A 19,425-nucleotide genomic window follows, 5' to 3' on the forward strand; every position below is an offset into this window, starting at 1 on the left:
ACATGAACGCACATGCAGGCACGGTCCGCGGCAAAGAGCGCTATCGCTCCGGCGTGATGGAGTACAAGCGCATGGGCTATTGGGAGCCCGATTACACGCCGAAGGACACCGACGTCATCGCGCTGTTCCGCGTGACGCCGCAGGAGGGCGTCGACCCGATCGAGGCCTCTGCTGCGGTTGCCGGCGAATCCTCGACCGCGACCTGGACGGTGGTGTGGACCGATCGCCTGACGGCGGCCGAGAAGTATCGTGCCAAGTGCTATCGCGTCGATCCCGTTCCGGGCTCACCTGGCTCGTATTTCGCCTACATCGCCTATGATCTCGACCTGTTCGAGCCGGGCTCGATCGCCAACCTCTCGGCCTCGATCATCGGCAACGTGTTCGGCTTCAAGCCGCTGAAGGCGCTGCGCCTCGAGGACATGCGCTTTCCCGTCGCCTATGTGAAGACGTTCCAGGGACCGGCGACCGGCATCGTGGTGGAGCGCGAGCGGCTCGACAAGTTCGGCCGGCCGCTGCTCGGCGCGACGGTGAAGCCGAAGCTCGGTCTGTCCGGCCGCAATTACGGCCGTGTGGTCTATGAGGCGCTGAAGGGCGGGCTCGACTTCACCAAGGACGACGAGAACATCAACTCGCAGCCCTTCATGCATTGGCGTGATCGCTTCCTCTATTGCATGGAGGCGGTGAACCGCGCGCAGGCCGCCTCCGGCGAGGTGAAAGGGACCTACCTGAACGTCACCGCGGCCACCATGGAGGACATGTACGAGCGTGCGGAGTTCGCCAAGGAGCTCGGCTCGGTGATCGTGATGATCGACCTCGTGATCGGCTACACTGCGATCCAGTCCATGGCCAAGTGGGCGCGGCGCAACGACATGATCCTGCATCTGCATCGCGCCGGCCACTCCACCTATACGCGGCAGAAGAGCCATGGCGTGTCGTTCCGCGTCATCGCCAAATGGATGCGGCTTGCCGGCGTCGACCACATCCACGCCGGCACGGTGGTCGGCAAGCTCGAAGGCGATCCCAACACCACACGCGGCTACTACGATGTCTGCCGCGAAGACTTCAACCCGACCAAGCTCGAGCATGGCCTGTTCTTCGACCAGTCCTGGGCGAGCCTCAACAAGATGATGCCGGTGGCCTCCGGCGGCATCCATGCCGGGCAGATGCACCAGCTGCTCGACCTGTTAGGCGAGGACGTCGTGCTGCAGTTCGGCGGCGGCACCATCGGCCATCCCATGGGCATTGCGGCCGGCGCGACCGCCAACCGCGTGGCGCTGGAAGCGATGATCCTCGCCCGCAACGAGGGCCGCGACTATGTGCACGAGGGCCCGGAAATCTTGGCCAAGGCGGCCCAGACCTGCACGCCGCTGAAGGCCGCGCTCGAGGTCTGGAAGGATGTCACTTTCAACTATCAATCCACCGACACGCCGGACTTCGTGCCGACCGCGCTGGAAACCGTCTGAGGAGATTTGAGATGAAGATCACCCAGGGCTGCTTCTCGTACCTGCCGGATCTGACCGACGAGCAGATCACCAGCCAGGTGCAGTATTGCCTCGCCAATGGCTGGGCGGTGAACATCGAGTTCACCGACGATCCGCATCCCCGAAACACCTATTGGGAGATGTGGGGCCTGCCGATGTTCGATCTCCAGGACGCCGCCGGCGTGATGATGGAGCTGGCCGAGTGCCGCAGGGTCTACGGCGACCGCTATATCCGCATCAGCGGCTTCGATGCCAGCCACGGCTGGGAGTCGGTGCGGATCTCCTTCCTCGTCAACCGGCCGAAGCAAGAGACGGAGTTCGAGCTGGTGCGGCAGGAGGTCGGCGGCCGTGCGGTCCGCTACACCACCGTGCGCAAGCCGGTTGCGCACGCGCCAGCTTGAGTCATCCGCTTCCGCGCGAAGCTCTCCCTGCTCCGCATCCTGGCGGACCACTGCTTCGCCGCCTCGCTCGCGGCGAAGCTCTTTTCTTCGAGGGTAGCCATGCTCGATGTCCCCCACGCAACCACGACCGAACACAGCGAGACCCATTTCGATCTCCGCAAGGAGGCTGAAGCCGCCGGAATCACCGAGACGCTTCAACAGCTCGATCAGGAGCTGATCGGACTCAAGCCGGTCAAGAACCGCGTGCGCCAGATCGCCTCGCTGCTGCTGATCGAGCGCATCCGGCAGCGTGCCGGCCTCGCCTCCGCGCCGCCGACGCTGCACATGTCGTTCACCGGCAATCCTGGAACAGGCAAGACCACCGTCGCGCTGCGCATGGCCAGGATCCTGCACGGGCTCGGCTTCGTGCGGCGCGGGCAGGTGATCTCGGTGACGCGCGACGATCTCGTCGGCCAGTATATCGGCCACACCGCGCCGAAGACCAAGGAGATACTGAAAAAGGCGATGGGCGGCGTGCTGTTCATCGACGAGGCCTATTATCTGCATCGTCCCGACAACGAGCGCGACTATGGTCAGGAATCGATCGAGATCCTGCTCCAGGTGATGGAGAACCAGCGCGAGGACCTCGTCGTGATCCTCGCCGGCTATGGCGAGCGGATGACGAAATTCTTCGCCTCCAATCCCGGCTTCCGCTCGCGCATCGCCCACCACATCGAATTCCCTGACTATGCAGAGGCCGAGCTGCTCGTCATAGCCGAGCTGATGCTGAAGGAGCGCGGCTATCGCTTGTCGGCCGCGGCGCGCGAGGCGTTCGAGAAATACATCGCGCTGCGTCGGACCCAGCCGTTCTTCTCCAACGCGCGCTCGATCCGCAACGCCGTCGACCGCATCCGCCTGCGGCAGGCCGATCGGCTGGTGTCCGATCTCAATCGCATGCTCGATGTCGCCGACCTCGAAACCATCGATGCCATGGACGTCTTGGCGAGCCGAGTCTTCAGCGGCGGTGCGGATGCGCGGAGTGCAGTGCCATGACGAAGGAGATCATGATCGCTCCATCGATCCTCGCCGCGGATTTCGCGCGTCTCGGCGAGGAGGTCGCCGCGATCGACGCCGCTGGGGCCGACTGGATCCATTGCGACGTCATGGACGGACACTTCGTGCCGAACATCAGTTTCGGTGCCGACGTCATCAAGGCGATCCGCCCCTATTCGAAGAAGCCGTTCGACGTGCATTTGATGATCGCGCCGACAGATCCCTATCTCGAGGCGTTCGCAAAGGCCGGAGCGGACATCATCACGGTGCACGCCGAAGCGGGGCCGCATCTCGACCGCTCGCTCCAGGCGATCCGCTCGCTCGGCAGCAAGGCTGGCGTCAGCCTTTGTCCGTCGACCCCGGAAGCGGTGATCGAGTATGTGCTCGATCGTATCGATCTCGTGCTGGTGATGACGGTCAATCCGGGCTTTGGCGGCCAATCCTTCATCGCGTCGCAGATCGACAAGATCAGGCGGATCAGGACCATGATCGGCGGGCGGCCGATCCGGCTCGAGGTCGACGGCGGTGTCACGCGCGACAATGCCGCGGCCGTGGCTGCAGCGGGTGCCGACACGCTGGTCGCGGGCTCCGCCGTGTTTCGCGGCAAGAGCGCTGGCGAATATGCCGCCAATATCGCGGCTATTCGCATCGCCGCGGAGACCGGCCGGGTTCCGAAGCTGCAAGATAGTTCCGCGCCCGCGAAGCGGGCCGAAGAAAGTGCGCTTATCCGGTAGATTACGGATCAGCCCACCGCCGTGGCTCCGGTGTGTCAAGGCGCGCCACTTTCTCCGGATCTCTACGGAGCATGCCTTCCAAATCGATCGGCTCATTCAGGCCGGGGTAACCAACGCACCGGAGAAGGACAATCGATTAACGACCGCGCAATGCCAAGCGTCTCAATCTGTGGTTTAGGGACGTTATGAGAGCGCGGATGCGTAACGACGGAAACTGCGGCATGAAGCCCGCACGCGGCGCAACGTGATGGCATGAGCATGCATCGCCTGTTCGCCGAGCAGCTCCGCTGCGCCACCAATGCCACCGGACAGGTCGATGTCGTCAAGCTGGGCAAGTTCGTCAGTGCGGCTTACGAGGCCGGTGATCGCGAGCGTCAGCGGATGATCGAAGTACGCGCGCAAACGCGCGACGAGGTCGAGCAGGATCTGCTGAGGACTCGCGAGTTCCTCGACACAATCATCGAAAACATTCCGATCGCCGTCTTCGCGAAATGTGCGGAGAGTTCGCGCTACATCCTGCTCAACCGCGCCGGAGAAGACTATTACGGCATGCCGCGCGAACAGATGCTGGGCCGAACGCCCGAGCAGATCTTCCCGGCTGACGTGGCCCGCGTGGTCAACGAGCAGGATAGACGCGTCGCGGCCAGCGGCATGCCGATGGTTCTGGAGGAGCATCTGCTCGAAGTCGGCGTCAAGGGCCGCGACCGGGTCGTCAATTCACGCAAGATGCTGATCACGGATGGCAACGGGGATCCGCAATATCTGGTCGGCGTGATCGAGGATGTCACGGAGCGTGTCACCACCCGGCAGCGGATCAGCCATCTTGCGCATCATGATGCGCTCACGGACCTGCCGAACCGCAGCGCCTTCAACGCGGCGCTCGACGAACGGCTGGAGCGGGCGCAGGAGGCATCGACCAGTTTCGCTGTGCTGAGCCTCGATCTCGACCGCTTCAAGGAGGTCAACGACGTGTTCGGTCACCCCGTCGGCGACATGCTGATGCGGGCGGCCGCCGACCGGCTTGCCGCGGAAGCCGAAGGCGCCTTCGTCGCCCGCATCGGCGGCGACGAGTTCATGATCCTGATGCCCGACAACGCCAGCCGTGAGGACGTTCTGGCGCTGGCCGAACGCCTGGTCGAGACGATCGGCAAGGAGCTCGAGGTCGACGACTATCTCTCCCACGTGGGCCTCAGCGTCGGCATCGCGTTCTATCCCGACGATGGCGTGAACGCGGCGACGCTGCTCGCCAATGCCGACTCGGCTCTCTACCGCGCCAAGCGCGAGGGCAGGAGCCGGTCCGCTGCTTCGAATCCGAGATGGACCAGGAGCTGCGCGATCGCAGGCTGTTGCAGCACGACCTGCGGCAGGCGCTGCAGCAGAACCAGCTCCTCGTCTATTTCCAGCCGCAGGCGCGGGTGGATGGCGAGGTCATCGGCTTCGAGGCGCTGCTGCGATGGAATCACCCGACGCCGGGCTTCGTGCCGCCGGACCAGTTCATTCCGCTCGCCGAGGAGAACGGGCTGATCGTCGAGATCGGTGAATGGGTGCTGCGCGAGGCGTGCCGCGAGGCGGCATCCTGGCCGCGGCCGTTGCAGGTCGCGGTCAATCTGTCGCCGGTCCAATTCCAGGCGGGCGATCTCGAGCGCTCGATCCACCAGATCCTGTTGGAGACGGGGCTGACGCCGACGCGGCTCGAGGTCGAGATCACCGAGGGCGTGCTGATCGGCGATTTCACCCGCGCGCTCAACCTGCTGCGGCGGCTGAAGGCGCTCGGCATCCGCATCGCCATGGATGATTTCGGCACCGGCTATTCCTCGCTGTCCTATCTGCAGTCGTTCCCGTTCGACAAGATCAAGATCGACCGCAGTTTCATCTCCAACCTGGAGGCGACGCCGCAATCGGCCGAGATTGTCCGCGCCGTCCTGAGCCTGGCGCACGCGCTGAAGATCCCGGTCATTGCCGAGGGAGTGGAGACGGAAGCCCAACGTGCTTTCCTGGCGCGCGAGGCCTGCGAGGAGATGCAAGGCTATCTCGTCGGCCGTCCCGACTTGATCGAGCGCTATCTCGACCTGGTGGGCGTCGCCGTGGAGCGCCGCCTCTACGCCTAGCACTGGGCACAAAGTTCCGAGCGGACGTTTGGAACTAAAATCCTTACCGGCACTTCTCGAAAATTAACTTGGTTCAGGCGCGTTGAGCGCGCAGCAAATGTTTTGCATAAACGCCATCGGCCTGACGCAAATCAGGGCAATAAGCCGGTGAACGCGAGGGAGGGTCTCATGGAGAACGTACGTCGCTACCGGGCGCTGGCGTCCCTCTGCCGTCAGCAGGCGGCCTACCGGCCGCTCCAGAACTGGGAACTCCTCGGCCAGGCCGAACATTTCGAACATCTTGCCGAAATCGAGCTCAAGGCGCACTTCGACGCGTGCAATGTGCATCGCGACAAGGACGCCGCCGCGCCCACGACATGGGAAGCTCCCGTCGCGGCGTGACGGCGCCAAGCCGGCTCATCAATGCGACATCAGCGTCGGGACCGTCATGGCTTCCAGCATGGCGCGGGTGACGCCCCCGAGAAAGCGTTCCTGCAACCGCGAATGGCCGTAGCCGCCCATCACCAGGAGATCGAGACTCTCGTCGGCCGCCAGCGACAGGATCGTCGGCTGAATGTCGACGCGCGTGGCGGTCAGGCTGACTGTGCGGGTCGATAATCCGCGCCGGCCCAGATGTCTGGCCAGACCGCTCGCTGAGGCTTCGCCGGAGACCGCCTCGGTCTCGTTCACCGTGATGATCACGATCTCGGCGGCGCGCGCCAGGAACGTCGTTGCGTCGCGCACGGCGCGGGCAGCGAGGCGGCTACCATCCCAGCAGATGCCGATCCGGTTCGCCTTGAAGGCTCCGCGGAAAGTGTAGGGCAGGAACAGCACCGGGCCGCCCGCGCGGAACAGGATCTCGCTCGGCATGTCGTTGTCGAACGAGCCTTGCGCCGGATCGGGCTGGAGCACGACGATGAGGTCGTGCAGCCGTGCCATCTCGCCGAGCGAGCCGGCGGCATCTGCCGGGATCGCGCCGAGTGCGTGGCAGGTATAGGCGATGCCGGCGTTCGCCGCCTCGCTCTTGAATACCGCGAGCGCCGCCTCGGCCCGCTCCACGGCGCGCTCGCGCTCCAGCTCGAACACGGCCGCCACCGCCGCGCCGCCTTCCATGACGTAAGCCGTACTGGTGGCGACATAGCCGACCGCGACCGCGTCGAGATGCGCGTTGAGCTTCGCCGCGAGCGAGACCGAGCCCTCGATCGCGGGACGCATGGGACGTTCGGTGGGAATGTGGACGAGAATGTCTTTGTACATGGCGCGCCTCCGCTGAGCATCATCCGATGGTCGCAGTTTTTCACTGCGCGAAGGCGGCGCGTTGAGCTGTATCAAACGTCCGGATTGCCTGCTGCGACCGCTCATCCATTCTTTGCCGAGATTTAATCGGACGGACGGGACGCCGTAAGGTGGCAGCGACCATGTTGCGGGCAAGGCGACACCTGCTCAACATGGACATTTCGACATGAACGATCGCGTCAATTCCGACATCACCACGTCTCGCAAGATCTTGCGGCCGCGGCGGCTCGCGCTGCTCGGCACCGTGGCCGCGCTGGGCGTGGCCGCCCTGGCAGTTGCGCCAGGCGCCTCGCCGTACGGCATCAACTCCTTGATTGCGCCGGCTCAGGCGGCCGAAGCCGCCGCGACGCCGCCCGGCTTCGGCGATCTCGTCAGCAGGGTCAAACCCGCTGTGATCTCGGTGCGGGTCAAAATCGATCAGGACAACGACAAGAGCGCGATGCTGCAGCAGAACCGGATGGATTCGGACGAGGACACGCCGTTCGACCAGTTCTCGCGACAGTTCGGTTTCCGCTTTCCGGGCGGCGCGAACGGCATGCCGCGCCAGCGCCACCAGATGATCACGGGCGAAGGCTCCGGCTTTTTCATCTCCGCCGACGGCTATGCCGTGACCAACAATCACGTCGTCGATCGCGCCGAGTCCGTGCAGGTGACGATGGACGACGGCACGACCTACACCGCGAAAGTGGTCGGCACCGATCCGAAGACCGATCTCGCGCTGATCAAGGTCGACGGCAAGAAGGACTTTCCGTTCGTCAAGTTCTCCGACCAGAAGCCGCGCATTGGCGACTGGGTGGTCGCGGTCGGCAATCCCTTCGGTCTTGGCGGCACCGTGACCGCGGGCATCGTCTCGGCCAGCGGCCGCGACATCGGCAACGGTCCCTATGACGACTTCATCCAGATCGACGCGCCGATCAACAAGGGCAATTCCGGCGGCCCGGCCTTCGACATGAACGGCAACGTGATCGGCGTGAACACTGCGATCTTCTCGCCCTCGGGCGGCTCGGTCGGAATCGGCTTCGATATCCCGGCCTCGACCGCCAAGCTCGTCGTCGCGCAATTGAAGGACAAGGGCGCGGTCACCCGGGGCTGGCTCGGCGTGCAGGTGCAGCCGGTGACATCGGATATTGCCGACAGCCTCGGGCTCAAGGAGGCGCGCGGCGCGATCGTCGACAATCCGCAGGATGGCAGCCCGGCGGCGAAGGCCGGCATCCAGGCGGGCGATGTCATCACCGCCGTCAACGGCACCACGATCAAGGACTCCCGCGACCTCGCCCGCACCATCGCCGGCTTGACGCCGGGCACGTCCGTGAAGCTCGATGTCTTCCGCAAGGGCGACAGCAAGACGGTGACGCTGGCGCTCGGCGAGTTGCCGAACGAGCGGCAGGCCAAGGGCAATGGCAGTGGCAATGCCGACGAGGGCAGCGGACAGCCGGGTGCCGGCACGCCGCGCCTCGGCCTCAGCCTGGCGCCCGCCGGTGACGTTCAGGGCGCAGGCCAGAACGGCGTCGTCGTCACCGAGGTTGATCCGCAAGGCCCGGCCGCGCAACGCGGCATCCGGACCGGCGACGTCATCCTCAATGTCGGCGGCAAGGCTGTCAGCAATGTCGGCGAGGTGCGCTCCGAGCTGGCGCAGGCCAAATCGTCGGGCAAGCGCAGCGTGCTGCTTCAGGTCAGAAGCGCGGAGGCCACCCGCTTCGTTGCGGTGCCACTCGCATAACGTCAACTCGACCCTTACCAATCCAGGAAGGCGGCCTTCGGGCCGCCTTTTGCACACACGTCACGTCCGCACCAGGCCGGTCACATTCTCGTTAACGGTAGGGATGATGACCTGGTGCGTCCGAAAAAGCCGTGTTCGCTGATCACACTCGCAAGGGCGCCTCGGTGCTCTGCGCCAACGTCGCCGCTGAGAGGGGTTGCAAGCGTGGAACTTCGAGCCTCCCGGCGCTTTGTGGAACTCGCCGGTGGTTCACAAGTGATCGGTGCCGACATGGATCGATTGAAGCTCTCGCTCAGGAGTGCGCTGCTCGTGGCGCCATTGGTGCTCTCGGGGGGAAACGCGCTCGGGCGCGACGACGGCCGCTACGCGAATTCTCCTCTGAAGCCATGGTTCGACAGTTTGCGCAGCCATCTCGGTCCGTGCTGCTCGGACGCGGACGGTTTCGCCCTTGCCGATCTCGACTGGGAGTCGCACAACGGGCGCTACCGTGTCCGCATCGACGGACAGTGGATCGATGTGCCGGATGAGGCCGTCATCACCGAGCCCAACCGGGCCGGCCGCACGATGGTGTGGCCGGTCAAGACTGCGTTCGGGATTTCGATCCGCTGCTTCATGCCGGGGAGCATGATCTGAGGCGGGTCAGCGCGACCGCTTGGATTTGCGCTTCGATGATTTCTTGTTCGACGATTTCTTGGACGACGTCCCGGACGTTTTCTTGGATGCTTTCTTGGACGTCTTCTTGGCGCTCTTGCGCTTCGAAGCCTTCTTCGGGACCTTCTTGCCCTTCTTGCGTGCCTTCGACAGTCCGATCGCGATGGCCTGCTTGCGGTTCTTGACGCGGCCGCCGCGCCCGCCACGGCCGCTCTTCGCGGTGCCCTTCTTGTAACGCCGCATCTCGGTGGCGACATCGCTTCCCGAGCTGCGTGAGTAGCGGCGCTTTTTTGCCTTGCGTGCCATGCATATTCTCCCTCGGCGGGGAGAACCATTCTGCACAGCCATGGTTCCGGGAGCGTGGAACGGCGCATGCCTAAAGCGCGATGCGATGCTCTAGAAGGAGTTTGCCAGCTCGATCTCCGCTTCCAGCACCTGGATGCGCCGGGCGGCCTCGCTGAAGGACAGATCCCGCGCATATTGGCCGGGCTGGTAGGCCTCTTCGCTGAGCCGCTTCAGCTTGAGACCCTGCGCCCGCGTCATCTGCTCGCCCAGGAAAAATCTGGCGTCGTATTTACCTTGAACCTGCATCTGGCGTCTCCGTCCTGAAATCGTGACTTGACTATATGTTCTTATTTTGTTCTAACAAGGCATGGACAACAGAATTAATGAAATTCGACGTAAAATCAGAGCCTTGAGGCTTGAGATGGCCGACGTCGAGGCGTCGGTGCGCGACCTCGTCAAGCGCGATCACGACTGCACGGAGAGAGCCCTGGCGCAGATGGACTTGCGCCGGAAGATCAATCTCTTGATCGCCGAATGGAAGGCTGCCGGCGGCAGCGACGTACTGCCGAACGTCCGCGACCGGGTGCGGCTTCGTGCCGTGAAGACAGGCGGCAACTCCGCGCGCGCAGCCGAGCGCCGCTGAGATCCTTGGCGCCGTATACTGAAGGCCGAGCGCCGAACCAAAGATAGAAGACAAAGGGCTCCGCAATGCGGAGCCCTTCATGATTCCAGGGAGCGCCTATTTGGTGTCGGTCATGCCGCCCTTGTTGGTCATGGTGCCGCCCTGATCAGAGCCGGGACCGGCGCCGCCTTGGCCGGACGGATCAGCGCCCTTGGAGGACTTGGTGTTGGCGCCGGTGGTCTGTGCCGACGACATCGAGGATCCATGCTTAGTCTTGTGCGATTTGGCCTGGGCGGCAAACGGCGCGGCGGCAAGGCCGGTTGCCAATATTACGGCGAGAGCGAGCTTGGTCGTCTTCATGCGGGGAAACTCCCTGAGTTAAATTGACGCAGGCACAAACCGCGCGTCGCGGCAGGGAGTTCCCGGCGAAGTATCTTCCGTGCGTCACCCACGCTTCAAGTTTGCTTGTCCTCGGCCAGGATGAACACGGCGCCGGTGAGCGTCGCGCCGATCGCGAAGGTCGTCACCAAGGTGAGGGCGAAGACCATCGCGGCCTGGCTTCCGCCATTGTTCAGCAGGTTGGCGACGGCTGGATTGGACAGGACGAGCGTGAGGCTGAAAATGAGGCCGAGCGCTGCGCCCATCATTGCATGCGTCATCAGCTTGATAAGGCCGCTGGCAGAGATCAGCTCAGACGACTTCTTGGTGCGCATGGGACGGCATCCCGAACTGCCACGCCAACGCGCATGTGATCGCCGGGTTCCGTTCCGCTGAAGGAATTGTTACCGCCCGTTTCATCCGGCGTTCATGCCGGGCTTGCCAAGATGGGCGCCAGCAAAACGGGAACATCGATATGGGTAAGGTCGTCTTTCTTTACCGCTCGCTGGCCTATCGCAACGCGGCCGCGGACATCCTGCGCAAGGCGCGCAAGCTTCCGCTTGGCGCGGAGCGGAGCGCGGCCCGCCGCTACGCGAGGGCGCTGCGCGATCTCGCCCGAACGGAAGCCTGGCTCGAGGGGCGCGTCGCGCGCGAACCGCGCACGGCGCAGCGCATGACCAGCGCAGCGTCAGGTTAACCGGATGCGCGTTGCAATTCGGCAGCGCCGGCGGTGTCGAACTTGCTTGGTGCAGCCGCCGCGGTCTTGCGTGTCAACGGCACCTCAAGACGGCACAGCAGGCCCTCGGCGCGCCAATCGAACTGCGCCTGTCCGCCAAGCTGGGACTCGATGCTCGCAAGCAGGCTTCGCGTGCCGAAGCCGCGCGATTTCGGGGTCTTGACCAGGGGACCGCCGGATTCCTCCCAGCTCAGCGTGAGCAGCTCCTCGTCGACCTGCCAATCGATCGCGAGCCGCCCCGCTCGCGTGGATAGCGCGCCGTACTTTGCCGAGTTAGTGAAGAGCTCGTGCAGTGCGAGCGCCAGCGTCTGGGCCGTCGCCGGCAGCAACTGAACTTCGGGCCCTGCCAATTTGATCTGGTCGCCCAGCGAGTAGGGCGCAAGCTCCTCGTCGATCAGCCTGGAGAGCTCGGCGCCCTGCCAGCTCGACAGCGACAGGATGGTGTGCACGCGCGCCAGCGCATTGATGCGCCCCTCGACGGCGTTGACATAGGCCTTGACCTCGTCGGCCCGGGTGAGGCGCACGATCGACTGCGCCAGCGCCAGCGCGTTCTTCGCGCGATGATCGACTTCCCGCGCCAGCAGGTTCTGCCGCTCCTCGGCGCGCTTGCGCTCGGTGATGTCGACGGTCACGCCGCTGACGCGCACCACGCGCCCGCTCTCGTCCGTGGTTGCGGCCGCCGTGCCGACGCACCAGCGCACCTCGCCGTCGGGCCGGATGATGCGGAACTCCGTCTCATAGGCGCGTGTGCCCTTGTTGAACTCGGCGATCGCCTTGCGCAACTGGTCGACGTCGTCGGGGTGCAGCAGGGCCTGAACGTTGGCCGGATTGATCTCGAAATTGTCGGGGCTGACGCCGAAGATATTGTATTGCCCCTCGTCCCACATCCAATCGCCGCTGATCCAGTCCCAGTCCCAGGACCCCATCTTGCCTGCCGCGATCGCCATGCTGCGCCGCTGCTCGCTCTCGCGCAGCTTCGCGGTGGAAGCCTCCAGTTCCGCGGTGCGGGCGCGGACGCGATCCTCGAGCTCGTGGTTCAGCCGTTCGAGCTCGCGCGTCTTGCGGTAGAGCTCGGCAAACACCTTGATCTTGGCGCGCAGTACCTCCGGCACGACCGGAACCGGCACGTAATCGACCGCGCCCATCTCGTAGCCGCGCAGCCGGTCGATGTCGCTGACCTGGATCGCCGAGATGAAGATCATGGCGGTCTTCTGGAAACGCGGATGCTCGCGGATCATCGCGGCGAGCTCGAAGCCGTCGAGCTCGGGCATGCAGACGTCGACCAGGATCACCGCGATCTCGGTCTTGAGCAGCACCTCCAACGCCTCGCGGCCCGAGGAGGCGATGACGAGGTTCTCGCCGAGATCCTTCAGGATCACCTCATAGGCGAGCAGCTTGGCCGGCTGGTCGTCGACGAGCAGGATGTTGACCTTTTCCTGGTCCATACGCATGTCCAACTCAGCGATGCAGCCACATGCGGATCGCAAGCAGCAATTGGTCGGTGTTGACCGGTTTGGCGAGGTAGTCGGACGCGCCGGCTTCGAGGCATTTCTCCCGGTCGCCCTTCATCGCCTTGGCGGTCAACGCGATGATCGGCAGACGGGCGAAGGCCGGGTTCTCGCGGATCACGCCGATGGTCTGGTAGCCATCCATCTGCGGCATCATGATGTCCATCAGCACGATCGCGATCTCCGGATTGGATTCGACCAAGGTCACCGCCTCGCTGCCGGTCGTGGCCGTCAGCACCTTCATGCCGCGTCGTTCCAGCACGCTCGAGAGCGCGAAGATATTGCGGGCATCGTCGTCGACGAGCAGGGCGGTCTTGCCGATCAGGTCCTCGTCGGAACTGTTCAGCTTCTCCAGCATGCGCTGCTTCTCGAGCGGCAACTCCGTGATCACGCGGTGCAGGAACAACGCGGTCTCGTCGAGCAGGCGCTCGGGCGATTCCACGCCCTTGACCACGATGCTGCGTGCCATGGTGTGGAGTTCCGCATCCTCCTCGGCCGAGAGCTCGCGGCCGGTGAACACCACGACGGGGATGTTCGACAGCGCCTCGTCGTTGCGGATCTGATCGAGCACCTCGAAGCCGCTCATGTCGGGCAGCCTGAGGTCGAGCACCACGCAATCGCAGGGTTGCTCGCGCAACGTCGTGAGCGCGCCTGCCCCGGTATCCGTGGCCAGGATCTCGATGTCGTCGTGGTGCAGCAGCTCGCGGATCGAGAGCCGCTCGGCCTCGTTGTCCTCGACGATCAAGAGCCGCTTGCGCCGCGGCCGCGCATATTCCTTGATCTGCGTCAGCGCGGCCGAGACGCCCTCGGTCGTCGTCGGCTTGTTGACGAAGGAGAAGGCGCCGCGCGCCAGCGCATGCTGGCGGTCCTCGTCGAGCGTGATGATCTGGACCGGGATGTGGCGGGTGAGCGGATTGTGCTTGAGCTGGCTCAGCACGGTCCAGCCGAGCATGTCGGGCAGGAACACGTCGAGCGAGACGGCCGTCGGCTGGTATTGCTTGGCGAGCTCGAGGGCCTCGGCGCCGCGCGCGGCGACCAGGACCTTGAAGCCCTTGTCGCGGGCCAGATCGACCAGCACGCGGGCATAATGCGGGTCGTCCTCGACGATCAGGAGAATGGTGTCGCCGGGCTCGAGGTTGAGGCGGTCGTCGGGCAGCTGCTCGATAACGCGCTGCTGGTCAGGCGCGGCAGGCTGCAGCGCCGGCGGCTGGCCGTATTGCTGTGACGCCGGCGCCCGCGGCGCGAGGGTCGGGCCGGAATATTTCAAGGGCAGATAGAGCGTGAAGGTCGAGCCCTTGCCCGGCGCGCTGCGCAGGTGGATCTCGCCGCCGAGCAGGCTGGCAAGCTCGCGGCTGATCGCAAGGCCGAGGCCGGTGCCGCCATATTTGCGGCTGGTGCCGGCATCGGCCTGCTGGAACGCCTCGAAGATCAGCTTCTGCTTCTCCAGGGGAATGCCGATGCCGGTGTCGGACACTTCGAAGGCGATCACGGCCGGCGCCGAGTTCAGCACCGGATGATCCGACCCCCAGCCGCCGATTGCGCCGGCGACTTTCAGGCGCACTTCGCCGTCGGCGGTGAACTTGAAGGCGTTGGAGAGCAGATTCTTCAGAACCTGTTGCAGCCGCTTGGAGTCGGTCACGATGCTGCGCGGCAGGTTCGGATCGACGTCGATCTTGAACGACAGGTTGCGGTTGTCCGCCTCGTGCCGGAACGGCCGGCCGACGGTCTCGAGCAGGTTCGCGGTCAGGATTTCCTCGGCGTCGACCGTCACGGTGCCGGACTCGATCTTGGAGAGATCGAGAATGTCGCTGATGAGGTTGAGCAGGTCGGTGCCGGCACCATGGATGGTGCGGGCGAACTCGACCTGCTTGGCCGAGAGGTTGCCATCGGGATTGTCGCTGAGCTGCTGTCCGAGGATCAGGATCGAGTTCAGCGGCGTACGCAGCTCGTGGCTCATATTGGCGAGGAATTCGGACTTGTACTTCGACGTCAGCGCGAGCTCGGTCGCCTTCTCCTCGAGCGCGCGGCGGGCCTGCTCGATTTCCTGGTTCTTGCGTTCGACCTCGACGTTGCGCTCGGCGAGCTGCTGCGCCTTCTGCTCGAGCTGGTCGTTGGTCTGCTGCAATTCGCGCTGCTGGGTCTGCAGCTCGCCGGCGAGCTGCTGCGACTGCTTGAGCAGGCCTTCGGTCTGCATCGTGGCCTCGATCGAATTGAGCACGATGCCGATGGAGTCGGTGAGCTGCTCCAGGAACGTCATCTGCGAGGTCGTGAAGGAGACCAGCGAGGCGAGCTCGATCACGGCCTTGACCTGGCCTTCGAACAGGACCGGGAGCACGACGAGGTTCTTCGGGGCGACGCGGAACAGCGCCGAGTTGATCGGCACCACGTCCGAGGGAATGTCGGAGACGACGCGCGGCCGCTTGTCGAAGGCGCATTGGCCGATCAGGCCTTCGCCGAACTGCAGCACCGGCTGATAGGGGTAGACGCCGTCGCTGGCGTAGGAGGCGAGCAGCAGGAGCTGGGGATCGTTCTCGTTCTCGACCTGGTAGATCACGCCCGTATGGGCGTTCACCAGCGGCGACAATTCGGTGAGCAGCAATCGGCCGACCGTGGTGAGATCGCGCTGTCCCTGGAGCATGTTGGTGAACTTGGCGAGGTTGGTCTTGAGCCAGTCCTGCTCGGTATTCACGTCCGTCGTGAGACGGAGGTTGGTGATCATCGTGTTGATGTTGTCCTTCAGCTCCGCCACTTCGCCGCGGGCGTCGACCTGGATCGACCGCGTCAGGTCGCCCTTGGTCACCGCAGTTGCGACTTCCGCGATCGCGCGCACCTGCGAGGTCAGGTTGGCCGCGAGCAGGTTGACGTTGCCGGTGAGATCCTTCCAGGTGCCGGCAGCGCCGGGCACGTTGGCCTGGCCCCCGAGCCGGCCTTCGACGCCGACCTCGCGCGCCACCGACGTCACCTGATCGGCGAAGGTCGCGAGCGTCTCGGTCATGTTGTTGATGGTGTCGGCGAGCGCCGCGACCTCGCCCTTCGACTTCACCGTGAGGTTCTGCTTCAGATCGCCGTTGGCGACCGCGGTCACCACCTTGACGATGCCGCGCACCTGCTCGGTCAGGTTCGCCGCCATGAAGTTAACGGTGTCGGTGAGATCCTTCCAGGTGCCGGCGACGCCGGGCACTTGCGCCTGGCCGCCCAGCTTTCCTTCCGTGCCCACCTCGCGTGCGACGCGCGTCACTTCGCCGGCGAAGGCGTTGAGCTGGTCCACCATGGTGTTGATGGTGTTCTTCAGCTCCAGGATTTCGCCCTTCACATCCACGGTGATCTTGCGCGAGAGGTCGCCGCGCGCGACCGCCGTGGTGACTTCGGCGATGTTGCGGACCTGGGTGGTGAGGTTCGCAGCCAAGAGGTTGACGTTGTCCGTGAGATCCTTCCAGGTGCCGCCGACGCCGGGCACCACGGCCTGACCGCCGAGCCGGCCCTCGGTGCCGACCTCGCGCGCCACGCGCGTGACTTCGGCGGCGAAGGAGCGGAGCTGCTCGACCATGGTGTTCAGCGTGTCCTTCAGGAGAAGGATCTCGCCGCGTACGTCCACCGTGATCTTCTTCGACAGGTCGCCGCCGGCGATCGCGGTTGCGACCTCGGCGATGTTGCGGACCTGCGCCGTCAGGTTGGAGGCCATGAAGTTGACGTTGTCGGTGAGGTCCTTCCAGGTGCCGGCGACGCCGGGCACCTCGGCCTGGCCGCCGAGCTTGCCTTCGGTGCCGACCTCTCGCGCCACGCGCGTGACTTCGCCGGCAAAGCCGTTGAGCTGATCCACCATGGTGTTGATGGTGTTCTTCAGCTCGAGGATTTCGCCCTTCACGTCGACGGTGATCTTGCGCGAGAGGTCGCCGCGCGCCACCGCGGTCGTCACCTCGGCGATATTGCGGACCTGGGCGGTGAGGTTACCCGCCATCGAGTTGACGCTGTCGGTGAGATCCTTCCAGGTGCCGGCGACGCCGGGGACGTTGGCCTGACCGCCGAGGCGGCCTTCGGTGCCGACCTCGCGCGCCACGCGCGTCACCTCGCCCGCGAAGCGGTTGAGCTGGTCGACCATGGTGTTCAGCGTGTCCTTGAGCTGAAGGATCTCGCCGCGCACGTCCACGGTGATCTTGCGCGACAGGTCGCCGCCGGCGATGGCGGTGGCAACTTCCGCGATGTTGCGGACCTGCGCGGTGAGGTTGCCCGCCATCGAGTTCACGGAGTCGGTCAAGTCCTTCCAGGTGCCGGCGACGCCGGGCACGTCGGCCTGGCCGCCGAGCTTGCCGTCGGTGCCGACCTCGCGCGCCACGCGCGTGACTTCGCCGGCGAAGGCGTTGAGCTGGTCGACCATGGTGTTGAGCGTTTCCTTCAGCTGAAGGATTTCGCCCGAGACGTTCACCGTGATCTTCTTGGACAAGTCGCCCTTCGCCACCGCGGTTGCGACCTCGGCGATGTTGCGTACCTGGCCCGTGAGGTTCGAGGCCATCGAGTTGACGCTGTCGGTGAGGTCCTTCCACGTGCCGCCGACGCCGCGCACCACCGCCTGACCGCCGAGCTTGCCTTCGGTGCCGACCTCGCGCGCCACGCGCGTGACTTCGCCGGCGAAGGCGTTGAGCTGGTCCACCATCGTGTTGATGGTGTCCTTCAGCTCGAGGATCTCGCCGCGCACGTCCACGGTGATCTTCTTCGAGAGGTCGCCGCCGGCGACTGCGGTGGTCACCTCGGCGATGTTGCGGACCTGCGCGGTCAGGTTCGAGGCCATCGAGTTGACGCTCTCGGTGAGGTCCTTCCAGGTGCCGGCGACGCCGAGCACGTTGGCCTGGCCGCCGAGCCGGCCCTCGGTGCCGACCTCGCGGGCGACGCGCGTCACTTCGCCGGCGAAGGCGTTGAGCTGGTCGACCATGGTGTTGAGCGTTTCCTTCAGCTGAAGGATCTCGCCCGAGACGTTCACCGTGATCTTCTTCGACAAGTCGCCGCTCGCGATGGCGGTCGCGACGTCGGCGATGTTGCGGACCTGCGCGGTCAGGTTGGAGGCCATGAAGTTGACGTTGTCGGTGAGGTCCTTCCAGGTGCCGGCGACGCCCGGCACCTGGGCCTGGCCGCCGAGCTTGCCCTCGGTGCCCACCTCGCGCGCGACGCGCGTGACTTCCGAGGCGAACGAGTTGAGCTGGTCCACCATGGTGTTGATGGTGTCCTTCAGCTCCAGGATCTCGCCGCGCACGTCCACGGTGATCTTGCGCGAGAGGTCGCCGCGCGCCACGGCGGTGGTGACGTTGGCGATGTTGCGGACCTGTGCGGTCAGGTTGCCGCACATCGCGTTGACGGAGTCGGTCAGGTCCTTCCAGGTGCCGGCGACGCCGGGCACGATGGCCTGGCCGCCGAGCTTGCCGTCGGTGCCGACCTCGCGCGCCACGCGCGTCACTTCGGAGGCGAAGGAGCGCAGCTGGTCCACCATCGTATTGATGGCTTCCTTGAGCTGGAGGATCTCGCCGCGGACGTCGACCGTGATCTTCTTGGAGAGGTCGCCGTTGGCGACCGCGATCGTCACCTCGGCGATGTTGCGAACCTGGTTGGTCAGGTTGTTCGCCATCGAGTTGACGCTCTCGGTGAGGTCCTTCCAGACGCCGGTCACCTCCGGCACCTGGGCCTGGCCGCCGAGCTTGCCTTCGGTGCCGACCTCGCGCGCCACGCGCGTCACCTCCGAGGTGAACACGCCGAGCTGCTTGATCATGGTGTTGACGATCGTCGCCGACTGCAAGAACTCGCCGCGGAGCGGACGGCCGTCGACGTCGAGCTTGACGGTCTGCAGCAGGTCGCCTTGCGCCACAGCGGCGACCGCACGCGTCACCTCGCGGGTCGGCCACAACAGGTCGTCGATCAGCGTGTTGACGGAGCCTTCCATGTCGGCCCAGGAGCCGGAGGCGAGGCCGAACTTCACGCGCTGGCGGGTCTTGCCTTCGCGTCCCACCACCTGGCCCACCAGCTCGAGCTGCTGTGCCATGCGCTGGTTGGCGGCGATAATTTCGTTAAAAGTGTCGGCGATCTTGCCGTCGATACCGAGATAGTCGCCGCTCATGCGCACCGAAAAGTCACCGCTGCGCATCGCCTGGAGGGCGAGCAGCAGCTCCGCTCGGGAATCCGGCTCGGACGTACCGTTGATTTTTGGCTTTGGGACGCGACGACCGGAGCGTGATGCAGTTCCGGAATCGAGGTCGCTCATACTGTTTCCCCCGCAGGCGTCGGCCGAATCTGAGGCAAGACGCGTTCGACGAAATAAGAGCGTCAGCCAAATTCGAAATCAAGCGCCAACGTACGGCGCCAGGAATTGGAACCCGCTTTGCTCAGCCCAACCACACTAACGGCGGTCCGGCCGGTTTGGTTCCATGGCCTCAGAAGGAAAAAGGCCCGCAAGTGCGGGTTGTCCACGCGTCCGTCGTCCGCAGCCCTCCTTCGGAACGGAGCGCCGAGCC

General features: G+C 64.9%; 18 protein-coding genes. 11 read left to right on the forward strand and 7 right to left on the reverse strand.

Annotation, left to right across the window (positions count from 1 at the left end):
- Nucleotides 1–2 precede the first annotated feature (2 nt).
- The 7 genes from I6F36_RS14620 (at nucleotide 3) to I6F36_RS14650 (ending at nucleotide 6,137) form a co-directional block, all read left to right on the forward strand.
- Entirely contained in the window at nucleotides 3–1,463 is a 1,461-nt protein-coding gene (locus I6F36_RS14620; protein ID WP_036003865.1) for a form I ribulose bisphosphate carboxylase large subunit, read from the forward strand.
- Nucleotides 1,464–1,474: 11 nt separating this feature from the next.
- Complete coding sequence (locus I6F36_RS14625) at nucleotides 1,475–1,882, forward strand: ribulose bisphosphate carboxylase small subunit (RefSeq protein ID WP_036003868.1); 408 nt, start codon at nucleotides 1,475–1,477, stop codon at nucleotides 1,880–1,882.
- Nucleotides 1,883–1,981: 99 nt separating this feature from the next.
- The gene (cbbX, locus tag I6F36_RS14630; protein WP_225171644.1) at nucleotides 1,982–2,914 is read left to right on the forward strand and encodes a CbbX protein; all 933 of its coding nucleotides are present in this window, start codon (nucleotides 1,982–1,984) and stop codon (nucleotides 2,912–2,914) included.
- On the forward strand, nucleotides 2,911–3,648 hold the full coding sequence (rpe, locus tag I6F36_RS14635) for a ribulose-phosphate 3-epimerase (RefSeq protein ID WP_225171645.1): 738 nt from the start codon (nucleotides 2,911–2,913) through the stop codon (nucleotides 3,646–3,648). The genes cbbX and rpe overlap by 4 nt, the downstream gene beginning before the upstream one ends.
- A gap of 252 nt (nucleotides 3,649–3,900) precedes the next feature.
- Nucleotides 3,901–5,172 carry a GGDEF domain-containing protein gene (locus I6F36_RS14640; RefSeq protein ID WP_225171646.1) on the forward strand — a complete coding sequence of 424 codons (1,272 nt, stop codon included), beginning with the start codon at nucleotides 3,901–3,903 and terminating at the stop codon, nucleotides 5,170–5,172.
- Complete coding sequence (locus I6F36_RS14645; protein ID WP_225171647.1) at nucleotides 5,064–5,756, forward strand: EAL domain-containing protein; 693 nt, start codon at nucleotides 5,064–5,066, stop codon at nucleotides 5,754–5,756. Before I6F36_RS14640 ends, I6F36_RS14645 begins: the two co-directional genes overlap by 109 nt.
- 168 nt (nucleotides 5,757–5,924) lie before the next feature.
- Nucleotides 5,925–6,137, forward strand: coding sequence for a hypothetical protein (locus tag I6F36_RS14650; protein ID WP_036003891.1), 213 nt, complete (start codon nucleotides 5,925–5,927; stop codon nucleotides 6,135–6,137).
- An 18-nt stretch (nucleotides 6,138–6,155) separates the two neighbouring features.
- Here the strand turns inward: I6F36_RS14650 and I6F36_RS14655 are convergent, their stop codons facing one another.
- Nucleotides 6,156–6,992 (reverse strand): universal stress protein, encoded by an 837-nt coding sequence (locus I6F36_RS14655; RefSeq protein WP_225171648.1) that lies wholly within the window; start codon nucleotides 6,990–6,992, stop codon nucleotides 6,156–6,158.
- Nucleotides 6,993–7,197: 205 nt separating this feature from the next.
- Here I6F36_RS14655 and I6F36_RS14660 point away from each other — a divergent pair, with 205 nt between their 5' ends.
- Together I6F36_RS14660 and I6F36_RS14665 are read left to right on the forward strand one after the other, a co-directional pair.
- The gene (locus I6F36_RS14660) at nucleotides 7,198–8,751 is read left to right on the forward strand and encodes a Do family serine endopeptidase (protein WP_225112616.1); all 1,554 of its coding nucleotides are present in this window, start codon (nucleotides 7,198–7,200) and stop codon (nucleotides 8,749–8,751) included.
- Between the two features lie 270 nt (nucleotides 8,752–9,021).
- Nucleotides 9,022–9,384, forward strand: a complete 363-nt coding sequence (locus I6F36_RS14665) for a hypothetical protein (protein WP_036003965.1) — start codon at nucleotides 9,022–9,024, stop codon at nucleotides 9,382–9,384.
- Between the two features lie 6 nt (nucleotides 9,385–9,390).
- Here I6F36_RS14665 and I6F36_RS14670 read toward each other — a convergent pair whose 3' ends face one another.
- Entirely contained in the window at nucleotides 9,391–9,708 is a 318-nt protein-coding gene (locus I6F36_RS14670; protein ID WP_036003905.1) for a DUF6496 domain-containing protein, read from the reverse strand.
- 90 nt (nucleotides 9,709–9,798) lie between these two features.
- The gene (locus I6F36_RS14675) at nucleotides 9,799–9,993 is read right to left on the reverse strand and encodes a DUF3072 domain-containing protein (RefSeq protein ID WP_057026883.1); all 195 of its coding nucleotides are present in this window, start codon (nucleotides 9,991–9,993) and stop codon (nucleotides 9,799–9,801) included.
- Between the two features lie 115 nt (nucleotides 9,994–10,108).
- Between I6F36_RS14675 and I6F36_RS14680 the strand changes: the two genes are divergently transcribed.
- Nucleotides 10,109–10,330 (forward strand): hypothetical protein, encoded by a 222-nt coding sequence (locus I6F36_RS14680; protein WP_225143559.1) that lies wholly within the window; start codon nucleotides 10,109–10,111, stop codon nucleotides 10,328–10,330.
- 96 nt (nucleotides 10,331–10,426) lie between these two features.
- On the opposite strand, the gene I6F36_RS14685 is transcribed toward I6F36_RS14680, so the two are convergent.
- Nucleotides 10,427–10,669 carry a hypothetical protein gene (locus I6F36_RS14685; protein WP_036003915.1) on the reverse strand — a complete coding sequence of 81 codons (243 nt, stop codon included), beginning with the start codon at nucleotides 10,667–10,669 and terminating at the stop codon, nucleotides 10,427–10,429.
- 95 nt (nucleotides 10,670–10,764) lie between these two features.
- Nucleotides 10,765–11,022, reverse strand: coding sequence for a hypothetical protein (locus I6F36_RS14690; protein ID WP_036029986.1), 258 nt, complete (start codon nucleotides 11,020–11,022; stop codon nucleotides 10,765–10,767).
- 140 nt (nucleotides 11,023–11,162) lie between these two features.
- On the opposite strand from I6F36_RS14690, the gene I6F36_RS14695 reads away from it, so the two are divergent.
- Entirely contained in the window at nucleotides 11,163–11,384 is a 222-nt protein-coding gene (locus I6F36_RS14695; RefSeq protein ID WP_225171649.1) for a hypothetical protein, read from the forward strand.
- Here the strand turns inward: I6F36_RS14695 and I6F36_RS14700 are convergent.
- On the reverse strand, nucleotides 11,381–12,868 hold the full coding sequence (locus I6F36_RS14700; RefSeq protein ID WP_036003924.1) for an HWE histidine kinase domain-containing protein: 1,488 nt from the start codon (nucleotides 12,866–12,868) through the stop codon (nucleotides 11,381–11,383). The two genes, I6F36_RS14695 and I6F36_RS14700, sit on opposite strands and share 4 nt — an antisense overlap.
- A 13-nt stretch (nucleotides 12,869–12,881) precedes the next feature.
- The gene (locus I6F36_RS14705) at nucleotides 12,882–19,175 is read right to left on the reverse strand and encodes a HAMP domain-containing protein (protein ID WP_225127578.1); all 6,294 of its coding nucleotides are present in this window, start codon (nucleotides 19,173–19,175) and stop codon (nucleotides 12,882–12,884) included.
- Nucleotides 19,176–19,425: the final 250 nt, after the last annotated feature.

The sequence above is a fragment of the Bradyrhizobium sp. BRP19 genome (assembly GCF_020194195.1).
In the GTDB taxonomy this organism is placed as follows: Bacteria; Pseudomonadota; Alphaproteobacteria; order Rhizobiales; family Xanthobacteraceae; genus Bradyrhizobium; species Bradyrhizobium yuanmingense.